This window comes from Enterobacter sp. BIDMC 27, assembly GCF_000534415.1.
Taxonomy (GTDB): Bacteria; Pseudomonadota; Gammaproteobacteria; order Enterobacterales; family Enterobacteriaceae; genus Enterobacter; species Enterobacter hormaechei_C.
This window is the reverse complement of sequence record NZ_KI973178.1, coordinates 716,193-727,689: the sequence shown is the minus strand read 5'-3', so window position 1 is coordinate 727,689 and position 11,497 is coordinate 716,193. Positions and strand designations below refer to the sequence as shown.

The 11,497-nt window shown below is 59.5% G+C and carries 10 protein-coding genes; 2 read left to right on the top strand and 8 right to left on the bottom strand.

What is annotated here, in order from left to right:
• Positions 1–54: 54 nt before the first annotated feature.
• The 7 genes from L463_RS19030 to rhaB form a co-directional block, all read right to left on the bottom strand.
• Complete coding sequence (locus L463_RS19030; RefSeq protein WP_032103444.1) at positions 55–1,059, bottom strand: ABC transporter permease; 1,005 nt, start codon at positions 1,057–1,059, stop codon at positions 55–57.
• Entirely contained in the window at positions 1,056–2,060 is a 1,005-nt protein-coding gene (locus L463_RS19035) for an ABC transporter permease (RefSeq protein ID WP_015569927.1), read from the bottom strand. Before L463_RS19035 ends, L463_RS19030 begins: the two co-directional genes overlap by 4 nt.
• Positions 2,061–3,563 (bottom strand): sugar ABC transporter ATP-binding protein, encoded by a 1,503-nt coding sequence (locus L463_RS19040; protein ID WP_015569928.1) that lies wholly within the window; start codon positions 3,561–3,563, stop codon positions 2,061–2,063.
• Between the two features lie 99 nt (positions 3,564–3,662).
• Positions 3,663–4,649, bottom strand: a complete 987-nt coding sequence (rhaS, locus tag L463_RS19045) for a rhamnose ABC transporter substrate-binding protein (protein WP_032103445.1) — start codon at positions 4,647–4,649, stop codon at positions 3,663–3,665.
• An 82-nt stretch (positions 4,650–4,731) separates the two neighbouring features.
• Complete coding sequence (gene rhaD, locus L463_RS19050) at positions 4,732–5,562, bottom strand: rhamnulose-1-phosphate aldolase (protein WP_032103446.1); 831 nt, start codon at positions 5,560–5,562, stop codon at positions 4,732–4,734.
• Between the two features lie 96 nt (positions 5,563–5,658).
• Positions 5,659–6,918, bottom strand: a complete 1,260-nt coding sequence (rhaA, locus tag L463_RS19055) for an L-rhamnose isomerase (RefSeq protein WP_032103447.1) — start codon at positions 6,916–6,918, stop codon at positions 5,659–5,661.
• Complete coding sequence (rhaB, locus tag L463_RS19060; protein ID WP_017694057.1) at positions 6,915–8,384, bottom strand: rhamnulokinase; 1,470 nt, start codon at positions 8,382–8,384, stop codon at positions 6,915–6,917. The genes rhaA and rhaB overlap by 4 nt, the downstream gene beginning before the upstream one ends.
• 301 nt (positions 8,385–8,685) lie before the next feature.
• Between rhaB and rhaS (L463_RS19065) the strand changes: the two genes are divergently transcribed.
• Together rhaS (L463_RS19065) and rhaR are read left to right on the top strand one after the other, a co-directional pair.
• Positions 8,686–9,522 carry an HTH-type transcriptional activator RhaS gene (rhaS, locus tag L463_RS19065; protein ID WP_015569934.1) on the top strand — a complete coding sequence of 279 codons (837 nt, stop codon included), beginning with the start codon at positions 8,686–8,688 and terminating at the stop codon, positions 9,520–9,522.
• A gap of 73 nt (positions 9,523–9,595) precedes the next feature.
• Positions 9,596–10,444, top strand: a complete 849-nt coding sequence (gene rhaR / locus L463_RS19070; protein WP_017382695.1) for an HTH-type transcriptional activator RhaR — start codon at positions 9,596–9,598, stop codon at positions 10,442–10,444.
• Here rhaR and rhaT read toward each other — a convergent pair whose 3' ends face one another.
• A complete protein-coding gene (gene rhaT / locus L463_RS19075) occupies positions 10,445–11,479 on the bottom strand; it encodes an L-rhamnose/proton symporter RhaT (RefSeq protein ID WP_017694058.1) in 1,035 nt (344 codons plus the stop codon). It abuts the gene before it with no gap.
• Positions 11,480–11,497: the final 18 nt, after the last annotated feature.

The window sequence follows — 11,497 nt, the reverse complement described above, 5'->3', positions numbered from 1 at the left end:
TGCGCTTGCGCGGGCCTACGGTTAAGTAGGCCGGGTAAACGCAGTGCCACCCGGCTATGAGATCCGTCTTCGCTGCATCATCCGGCGGGTAATAATCGGCAGCGAAATCACCACGATCAGCATCGCGCCGATAATCACCGACATCACGATGCCGGGCACGTTGAGCAGGCTCAGGCCGAAGGTCACCAGCCCCATCAGGAAGGCGGCGATAATCACGCCCACCATGCTGCCGGACCCACCGAGAATATTGACGCCGCCGAGCACCGCCATCGTCACCACCGCCAGCTCCCAGCCCATCGCGATGGTCGGGCGGGTACTGCCCAGACGCGAGGTGAGCAGCACCGACGCCAGGCCGGACATCAGTCCTACCAGCGCAAACAGGATCAGGTTGTGGCGCTTCACGTTGATGCCGGAGTACCACGCGCCGGTCGGGTTGTTGCCGATGGCGTAGGTGCGGCGGCCAAAATTGGTGCGGTGCAGCACAAAGGCAAACAGAGCGGCCAGCACGATAAACAGCGCGAACTCAAACGACAGCGCGCCCCAGACGTAGCCCTGGCCGAACCAGGCGAAGCTCTCCGGGTAGCTGTTCAGCGCCTGGTCCCCGAGCAGGATGTAGGTGATCCCGCGGTACAGGCTCATGGTGCCGATGGTGATGACGATGGACGACAGGTTAAAGCGCGTCACCAGAATGCCGTTGAACAGCCCGCACAGTAGCCCGACGCCTAATCCCACGCACACCAGCAGCGGCGTATCGACGCCCGCCGCCGCGCAAAAGCCCATCACCGTGGAGCTGAGCGCGATGGTGGAGGCCACAGACAGGTCAATTTCCCGGGCGATAATCAGCATCGCCATCGGCAACACAATGATCGCTTTTTCCGTGAAGTTGAACGTCGCGTCGGAGAGGTTCCAGATATTGAGGAAGTAGGGCGAGGCGAGCGCGTTCACCACAAACACCGCCAGCGTCACCGCCAGCAGGAAGCCCTCCCAGCACAGCAGGCGCTGGAAGATGCCCGGCGCAGAAGTGGGTTTGAACTCTTCAGATGTCATCATTTTGCTCATGGTTTCACCGCCAGTTTCTGACGTGCCAGCGCCGCGTCGCGCAGGATCAGCCTGCCTTTGCGCCTGTTGCCGCGCTCGTTCAGCAGCACAGCGATGACAATGACCGAGCCGGAAATCGCCATCTGCCAGAACGGGGAGACGCCGATCACCGGCAGGGCGTTGTTGATGACGCCAAGGAACAGCGCCCCGAACAGACAGCCGAGCACGCGGCCGGTGCCGCCCATGGTGCTGATCCCGCCAATCACACAGGCTGCCACCACCTGCAATTCAAAACCGTTAGCGACGTCAACATACGCAACGGCAAAGCGTGATATCCACAGGTAGCCGCAGAACCCGGCCAGCAGACCGGAAAGGCAGAAGCTGATGAACTGCATTTTCCCGGCGTTGATCCCGGTGTAGTACGCTGCCGTGGCGTTCCCGCCGGCGGTGTAGAGCGCCCGTCCGGTGCGACTGTAGCGCAGGAAGTAGCCCACCAGCAGCAGTACGGCGATGGCGCACCAGCTCAGCACCGGCAGGCCCAGCACTGACGCACGCGGCAGGCCGAGGAAGTCTGCACCCATCTGGTTGGAGTTCACCCAGCCGCCGCCGGAGAGCAAAAAGATCATTCCGCGGTAGATGCTCATGGTGCCGAGCGTGACCACAATCGCCGGAATGCCCAGTTTCCACACCAGCAGGCCGTTTATTGCGCCCATCAGCAGCCCAAGCGCGCTGGCAAGGATCAGCAGCGCCCAGACGGGCACGTCCGGGTAATGGAAATTAATCAGGGCGACAATCATCCCGGTCAGGGCCAGATTAGCCGCCATCGACAGGTCGATGCCTTTAGTGAGCAGCACCATCATCTGCCCGAGCGCGAGGACGATCAGAATGGCGGTGTCGTTAAACATCTCCACCAGGTTTCCCGGTGCGATAAACGATGGCACGCGGCTGCCAATGGCGACGACCATCAGGACAATCACCGCGCCAAGCAGCGCCTCGCGGTGTTTTAAGAGTGAGCTAAGCATTTATGCCGCCTCCTGTTTTGCACCGCTGGCGGCGCTGACGATGGTTTCCGCCGTCGCGTCTCCCGCCTGGTATTCGGCCACCATCAGCCCCTCGTGCATGACGATAATGCGATCCGCCATGCCCATCACTTCCGGCAGTTCGGACGAGACCATAATCACCGCCAGCCCCTGACTGACCAGCTCGGACATAAACTGATGCACGGCTGCCTTTGAGCCGATATCGATGCCTTTTGTTGGCTCATCGAGGATGATCACGTCAGGGTGCGTCGCCAGCCATTTGCCGATCACCACCTTTTGCTGGTTGCCGCCAGAGAGGGTCTCCACCGCCTGCTTCCAGCTGAAGGCTTTCACTTGCAGGCGCCTGGCGTATTCGTCTGCCAGCTTCCATTCGCGGTCGTCGTGCAGTACGCCGTTCGGATTGAGCCTGCTGAGCTGAGGCAGGCTGATGTTCTGGGCAATCGGCAGGGCGATAATCGCCCCCTGTTTCTGCCTTTCTTCCGGCACACAGACGATACCGGCCTTGATCGCATCCGCAGGCTGGCGGAAGCGCCGGGGCTGTCCGTTGAGGATAATTTCCCCGGACGATGGCCGCGTGACGCCGGAAAGCGCCTGCATCAGCTCGGTACGCCCGGCACCCACCAGCCCGTAAAAGCCGAGGATCTCCCCTTTACGCAGGGAGAACGAGATATGCGCAAACTCGGTCGGATGGCAGAGGTTTTTCACCTCCAGCACCGTCTCGCCTTTTTCGCAGTCGATTTTCGGGAAGGTTTGGGTAATGGCGCGCCCGACCATCATCGACACCATCCGCTCCTCGGTGATCTCATTTATTGCCCCTGCACCGACGAACACGCCGTCGCGCAAAATGGTGTAGTGATCGGCCAGCTCAAAAATCTCGTCGAACTTGTGGGAGATAAACAGGATGGCTTTTCCCTCCTGCTTTAAGCGCTCCACAATCTGGTAAAACTCGAGGATTTCATGCTGTGACAGCGCCGCCGTGGGTTCATCGAGGATCACCACCTGCGCCTCAAACGACAGCGCGCGGGCAATCGCCACCATGTGACGCTGGGCGATGCTCAGGGTTTTCAGCGTTGCGCGCGGGTCGATTTGCACCTCAAGGCGGGCGAGAATAGCCTGCGCCCGGCGGTGCATTTCCGGCCAGTCGAGCTTTTTCAGGAAGCCTTTGTGAAGGTACTGACCGACAAAGATATTTTCGGTGACCGAGAGTTCATCGAACAGGACGGTTTCCTGGTGAATGGCGGTGATGCCCATTTTATGCGCCGACTCCGGCGTCGGAAGGTGAACGGGGATCGCCTTGTAGAGAATTTCGCCCTCGTCGGGCTGGTATATGCCGGTCATCACTTTGACCAGCGTCGACTTGCCCGCGCCGTTTTCGCCGATAAGCGCCGTCACTTTGCCGGGCCACAGCGCAAGCTGCACGTTCTCAAGAGCACGCACGCCGGGGAACACCTTGGTGATGCCAGAAAGCTGTAGCAATGGGGTCATGATAGTTCTCCTGGACAGGGGAATTTGTAGGGCGGGTAAGCGGCAGCGCCACCCGCCTTTTGCCGGATGGCGCTACGCTTATCCGGCCTACAAATCGCATCAAAAGATTTTTGAGAACTTATCAATATTGCTGGCATCGTAAACGAACGGCTCGGCCATCGCGCCGTTGCCGTCGGCATCCAGCTTCACTTTGCCCAGCTTGCCCATGCTGGCCTCGCCTTTCGTGGCGGTGCCTTTCACCAGGTCATCCGCCAGGTAGGTTGCGGCATAGCCCAGGTCAATCGGGTTCCAGATGGCAAAGCTCTTGCTTGCGCCGGACTTCACCGCGCCCGCCATCTCAGACGGCAGGCCTAAACCGGTGACGTACACTTTGCCAATCTTGTCCTGGTCCTTCACCGCCTGCGCCGCAGCGACAATGCCGACGGACGACGGTGAAACGATCACTTTCAGATCAGGATAGGTTTTCAGCAGGCCGACCGCTTCGCGGTAGCTCTTGTCAGAGAGATCGTCCCCGTAGGCCACGGTCACCAGATTGACGGACGGGTACTTCGGCAGCACCTTTTTCATCTCCGCAATCCAGGTGTTCTGGTTGGTGGAGGTTGGCGTGGCGCTCAGCACCGCCACATCGCCTTTCTCCACGTTCAGCGCTTTCAGGGCATCGGCGGCGAGCTTGACGTTAGTTTCGCCAATCAGGGCGTTATTGGACGGGTTGAGGTGGATCTGACGCCCGGCTTTCGCCACGCCGGAATCCCACGACACAACCTTGATGCCGCGCTGCATCGCTTTTTTCAGCACCGGCACGACGGCGTCCGGATCGTTCGCGGAAATCGCGATCGCATCAACGCCTTGGGCGATCAGCCCGTTCAGCACCTCGATCTGCGCTTCCGCCGTGGTGGTGGTCGGGCCGGTATAAATCACTTTTACATCGCCTAACTCTTTGGCCGCCTCCTGCGCGCCGACGTTCGCTGCCTCGAAGAATCCATTCCCTAAGGACTTCGCCACCAGGGCGATTTTCACTTCTGCTAAAGCGGAACCGGACAACGCCAGAGCGGCAACGGTGAGGATCAAGCTTGCTTTTATTTTCATTGCTTTTACTCCACTGACTTGAGTTAGTTGTAGGGATTGCAGGTGGTTTTCGCCCCGTCTCGGTGAGCGGGGCGCGATGTTGTTATTGGTACAAATCTAACGCCGACTGCATGGGGGTGACGCCAAAGCGTTTACCCAGGGCGATCAGTTCTTCCCGGGTGATGGTCTGCTTCATGCCGCCCATGGAATAGACCTTTACCAGCACTTCCGCGGATTTCTCGGCGGTGTCGATCAGGCCGAAGGTTTCATCCAGCGTCGGGCCGCTGCCGAAGACGCCGTGGAACGGCCACAGCACCAGTGAATGTTTCTGCATGTCCGTCGCGGTTGCCTGGCCGATTTCGTCGGTGCCCGGCACCATCCACGGCAGAATGCCGATGCCGTCCGGGAACACCACCAGACACTCGGTGCTGCCTTCCCACAGTTTGCGGGTGAAGAAATCAGAATTATTTTCCAGCACGTAGGTCAGGGCGATCAGGTTGGTGGCGTGGCAGTGCATGATCACGCGGTCCTTGCCATTGGTCGCCTTGATGCGCTCGCAGTGGGAGAGGAAGTGCGCCGGCAGCTCAGAGGTTGGCACCGCCTCATCCGTCAGCCCCCACAGAATGTGGTAGCCCGCGCCGTCGCTATCCACTTTCACTACGCCGAGGTTGGCCTGCGGGTCGAGCTGAACGTTGCGGAAGAACTTCCCGGAACCGGTGACGATAAACGGCGTGTTGGCGAGCAGCGGCATCGGCTGGCTCAGGGCGATATAGCGCGGCTTCTGGTGGAAATCGGCGGCAAATGGCTCGATATCCGCGTCGTCCAGGCGTAGCGTCAGGTTGCCGCCGTTGCGCTCGTCCCAGCCCTTCAGCCAGGCGTCGGAGGTGGCTTTGATCATGCCCTGGACGAACCAGGAGGTGGTGATGGTCTGCATACTGTGTTTCCTTTGAAAATGCCGGGTGGCGCTGCGCTTACCCGGCCTACTTTTACCTGTAGGCCCGGCAAGCAACGCGCCGCCGGGCAATGTTTTTTACTGACGAGCGGCAAGAACGTCTTTCTCATATGCCCGCACGTTGTCCAGCCACTGGCTGCCCGCAGGCGCATCGTGAAGCTGGCAGTACATCTCCCACACCGCCTGCCACGGCAGGGATTTCTGCTCTTCCAGCAGCGCCAGGCGCGCGGTGTAGTCGCCGTTTTCTTCCAGCTGTTTCAGGGCGGCGACAGGCTCCAGCAGCGCGCGCAGCAGGGCTTTCTTCATGTTGCGGGTGCCGATAACCCACGCCGCGATGCGGTTGATGGAGGCGTCGAAGAAGTCGAGGCCAATGTGTACGCGGTCGAAGAGGTCGTGGCGGATGATTTCGCTGGCAATCGCCTGGGTTTCGTCATCCAGCAGCACCACGTGGTCGCTGTCCCAGCGCACCGGACGGCTGACGTGCAGCAGCAGGCGCGGCACGAAGAGCATGGCGGCGGAGATCTTGTCGGAGATCACCTCGGTTGGGTGGAAGTGGCCGGCATCCAGGCACAGCGCGGTCTGGCGGCTGGTGGCATAACCCATGTAGAACTCGTTTGAGCCCACGGTGTAGCTCTCTGCGCCAATGCCGAACAGCTTGCTCTCGACGGCGTCGATGTGGTGCGCCGGGTCCAGCTTCTCGCTGATGGCTTCATCCAGCGCGGCCAGCAGGCGCTGGCGCGGGGCCAGTCGGTCTACGGTGATATCCTTCATGCCGTCCGGGATCCAGATGTTCATCACCGACGGTGTGCCAAGCTGCTCGCCGAAATACGCAGAAACGCGGCGGCTGGCTTTGACATGGTCGATCCAGAACTGGCGGATTTCGTCGTTGGCGTGCGCAAGGGTAAAGCCGTCCGCGCTCAGCGGGTGCGAGAAGCAGGAGGGGTTAAAGTCCAGGCCCAGCTTGTTGGCTTTCGCCCACGCCACCCAGTTCGTAAAGTGCTCCGGTTTGATTTCATTACGCGCCACCGGCTCGTCGGATTCGAGATAAATGGCGTGCAGATTCAGGCGCTTTGGCCCGGGGATCAGGCTCAGCGCCAGCTCCAGATCCGCACGCAGTTCGGTGGCGTTGCGCGCTTTGCCCGGATAGTTACCCGTGGCCTGAATCCCCCCCGTCAGGGAACCGCCCGGGTTCTCGAAGCCAGCAACGTCATCACCCTGCCAGCAGTGCATGGAGACGGGCAGACGGTCGAGCTGGCGCAGCGCCTCTTCGACATCCACGCCGACGGCGGCGAAACGCTGTTTAGCCAGGTCCCAGGCTTGTTCAAGTTGAGTGGTCATGCGCAAAGCTCCTTAGTCAGTCGTTTTTGCTGAAACTGCGCCCGGTAGCGGGCAATTTCATGGCAGGGATGGGGGGTGAAGGTGGTCAGGCTGTTATTCGCCGTCACCACCGAACGGAAATCGTCGACGTTTGAAAGTTCGTCCAGGGTCATCAGCTGAATGCCGATATTGCCGAGCGTGGAGGCTTCAATCGGACCTGCCACCACGGTAATGCCGCAGGCATCCGCGCAGAGCTGGTTCAGCAGCTGGTTCTGGCAGCCGCCGCCCACGATATGCAGCTGCGTGAACGGTTTGCCGCGAAGGTCAGCCAGCTCGCTCAGGATGTCGGCATAGAGCAGGGCGAGACTGTCAAAAATGCAGCGCGCCAGCTCGGCGGGGCGGGAAGGTACCGGCTGCCCCGCTTCAAAACAGGCGGCCTGGATTTCAGCGCTCATGTGCGCCGGATTGATAAAGCGGTCGTCGTTCGGGTTAATCAGGAAGGTGCAGGCCTTCAGCGTTTCGGTTTCCGCGATAAGCGCGGGCAGGTCGTTGATGTTCTGCTCTTTCAGCACCCGCTGGAGAAGCCACAGGCCCATGATGTTCTTCAGCACCCGGTAGCGCCCTTCGGCGCCACCTTCGTTAGTGATGTTCGCCGCCAGTGCGGCATCGCTGGTGTAGGGTGTTTTGCTCTCAAAGCCCATCAGCGACCAGGTGCCGGAAGAGAGGTACGCCGCATCTTTGCCGGCGAGCGGCGAGGCAATGACCGCGCTGGCGGTGTCGTGACTGGCAACGGCGACAACAGGGATCTCATTCCCCTGCGGGCAAAGCCAGTGGCCGATCACATTGCCCGGATGGGTTGGCGCGCCGAACCAGGACGGCGAGGCGCCCGTCCAGGCCAGCAGATGTTCATCCCAGTTATCGGTGTTGATGTTAACCAGCTGCGTGGTGGTGGCGTTGGTGTATTCCCAGTTCATGTTGCCTGTCAGACGGTAGCTTAAGTAGTCCGGGATCAGCAGCGCATGCGCCACCTTTTCGACCAGCTCTGGCTGTTGCTCAACCAGCGCGCGCAGCTGATACAGCGTGTTAAACGGCAGAAACTGAATGCCGCTGCGACCATAGATGTTCTCCTTGCCAAGCTGGGCGATGGCGTGCGCCATTAGCCCATCGGTGCGGCTGTCGCGGTAGGAGACGGGCAGGCCGACGCGTTCGCCGTGACTGTCCAGCAGTACGTAATCCACACCCCAGGTATCAATGCCGATACTGTCGATGCGAATACCGTCTTCGCAGACGTTGTGAAGTCCGGTGCGGATCTCTGCTTCCAGGGCGTCGATATCCCAGGTAACAAAACCGTCCTGTTTTTGCAGACAATTGGCGAAACGGTGCATTTCGCGAAGCGTAAGGGTGTGCAGGTCGCAGTCCCAGGTGGCGAGCATTACACGGCCGCTGGATGCGCCTAAATCGACAGCCACACAATGGCGAAAAGTCATGGTCGGGTCCTTTCTTAAGTCATTAGCGAGGAGTGTAAGAAAGGGAAGAAATAGCCACCTTCTCGCCACTGACAGCCCAAATCTCGCGCTGGCAAGAAAGCAAAGATGAACGTGAGGGAGTTCACAGTTTCCAGTAATGGCGGGGTTTGCAGGCAGTGTGACGCTGACCGCATTTCCTGATTTTTCCGCCTGTTTCTTGAAAAACCGACAGCTTTTGCGCGGTTTGCTGTCAAAAATTTAAGGTGAGCGTGGAAGGCCTTAATTACTATTTTGAGAACTTTTCTCATTGGTGGGGGCCGTTATGACCGTACTGCACAGCGTCGATTTTTTTCCTTCGGGGGCTTCGCCGGTCGCGATTGAGCCACGGCTGCCTCAGGCTGCGTTCCCGGAGCATCATCATGATTTTCATGAAATTGTGATTGTTGAGCACGGAACGGGCATCCACGTGTTTAACGGTCAGCCGTATACCATCAGCGGCGGTACGGTGTGCTTCGTGCGCGATCACGACAGGCACCTGTATGAACATACCGACAACCTTTGCCTGACCAATGTGCTCTATCGTTCTCCGGATGCGTTCCAGTTTCTCTCCGGGCTGAATCAGCTGTTGCCGCAGGAGAAGGACGGTCACTACCCCTCGCACTGGCGGGTGAATCAGTCCACGTTGCAGCAGGTGCGTCAGCTGGTGAGCCAGATGGAGCAGAGCGAGGATGGACAGGAGACGCACGCCATTGCTACCCGCGAGCTGCTGTTTATGCAGCTGCTGGTGCTGCTGCGGCGCAGCAGCCTGGTGGAAGGGCTGGAAAATAACGACGCGCGCCTGAATCAGCTGATGGCCTGGCTGGAAGATCATTTTGCCGAAGATGTCTGCTGGGAAACGCTGGCGGATGACTTTTCGCTCTCGCTGCGCACGCTGCATCGTCAGCTCAAGCAGCATACCGGGCTGACGCCGCAGCGCTACCTCAACCGTCTGCGCCTGATCAAAGCGCGGCACCTTTTACGTCATACCGACGAAAGCGTCACCGATATCGCCTATCGCTGCGGATTCGGCGACAGTAACCACTTTTCGACGCTTTTTCGCCGGGAGTTTAACTGGTCGCCGCGCGATATTCGTCAGGGGAAAGACGCGTTGCTTCAGTAACGCGAGGGCAGTCACCGTTTTTTTGCTGCAAAAAGGCTAATAATGTCCGGTTATTCGCCGTAGAGGTTGTGGTGTGGCTGCTCAGCTCATTCTTCGCAAAGATGATTTTTTTGCCTCCGCGAGTCAGGCCGTCGCGGTGGCCGACCGCTACCCGCAAAACGTCTTTGCCGAGCACACCCACGAGTTTTGCGAGCTGGTGCTGGTATGGCGAGGCAACGGCCTGCACGTCCTCAACGACCGCCCCTACCGCATCACGCGCGGAGACCTGTTCTACATCCGCGCTGAAGACAAACACTCCTACGCCTCGGTTAACGATCTGGTGTTGCAGAACGTCATCTACTGCCCCGACAGACTTAAACTGAATGTCGACTGGGCGGGCAATATCCCCGGTTTTCATGATGCCAGAGGCGAACCGCACTGGCGCTTAAGCAGCAACGGCATGGCTCAGGTGCGCCAGACGATTTCCCAGCTGGAGCAGGAGAGCCAGAAGAGCGATCCGGTGGCAAACCAGATGTCGGAGCTGCTTTTTGCCCAGCTGGTGATGACCCTGAAGCGGCATCGTTACGCTACGGATAATCCCTCTGCTACCACACAGGAAGCGCTGCTGGATAAGCTCATCACCCGGCTTGCGGGCAGTCTGAACAAGAGTTTCGTGCTGGAAAAATTCTGCGAGCAGGAGCAGTGCAGCGAGCGCGCGCTGCGCCAGCAGTTCCGCACCCAGACGGGGATGACGGTCAACCACTATCTGCGCCAGCTGCGCATCTGCCACGCCCAGTACCTGTTACAGCATACGGAGCTGATGGTGAGTGAAGTGGCGATGCGCTGCGGCTTTGAGGACAGTAACTACTTTTCGGTGGTGTTTAACCGTGAGGTGGGGATGACGCCGGTTCAGTGGCGTCATCGCAGTCGAAAGGCAGCGTAATCAGTTCGCCATGCCGAGGCCGACGATATTGGCCGCAATGATAATCACCACACAGCCCAGGCTCAGCACGCCAACCGGACGACGCCCGGCGTTGTTCCACTCTTTCAGCACCAGCCCAACAAGCCCGCCGCACAGCACGTAGAAGCTCATGTGCAGCATCCAGCTCATGTAGTCATACTGCGCCGGAATACTGGCGTGACCCCAGGCGTAGAAGAAGAATTGCAGATACCACATCAGACCGCCGAGGGCGGAGAGCAGGACGTTGGTGACGATCAGCGGTTTTGCCAGCGAGAAGTCGGCTTTTACCGACAGGTTCTTCACCTTTGCCAGACGAATGAAGCAGAAGCCGAGGTTTACCAGCGCGCCGCCGCCCATGATCACCACGTAGCTTGGCAGGGCAGCGTACAGCGGATCGACGCCCAGCGCCGCAGCGGCGTCGTGCATCGGTTTGGCGGCGTTCATGGCGAACGACATGCCCGCCGAGAAGACGCCGCACATCACCGCCAGCAGCAGCCCTTTCTTCAGGTTGAACTCTTCGGCTTTGATGCCCATCTTGCGTTCTTTCAGCTGGCCTGCGCGGGTGACGATGCCCACGCCGATCACCGCCACCAGCACGCCCAGCAGCGTCATTCGCCCGCCCTGAGTGTTGATCAGCACGTCGAAGTGGCCGTTGAGGATTGGCGTCATCAGGGTGCCAACAATCAGCGTAATGCCAATCGCGATGCCAATCCCCATCGACATGCCTAGGTAGCGCATGGTGAGGCCGTAGTTGATATTACCGATGCCCCACATCGCGCCGAACAGGAATACCGGCAGCAGGGTGGAGGCGTTGAAGGAGGAGAAGTAGCCCCAGAAATCGGGCAGCAGCATGGCGCTGATTGTCCACGGCAAAATCAGCCAGGACACGGTGCCGCCAACGGACCACATGGTTTCCCATGACCAGCCTTTCACCTTTTTAAACGGGGCATAGAAACAGGCTGCACTGGCCGCGCCTATCAAATGCCAGAAAATACCCATCGTAATCGCATGATTCATTTTTACATCCTCATCGTT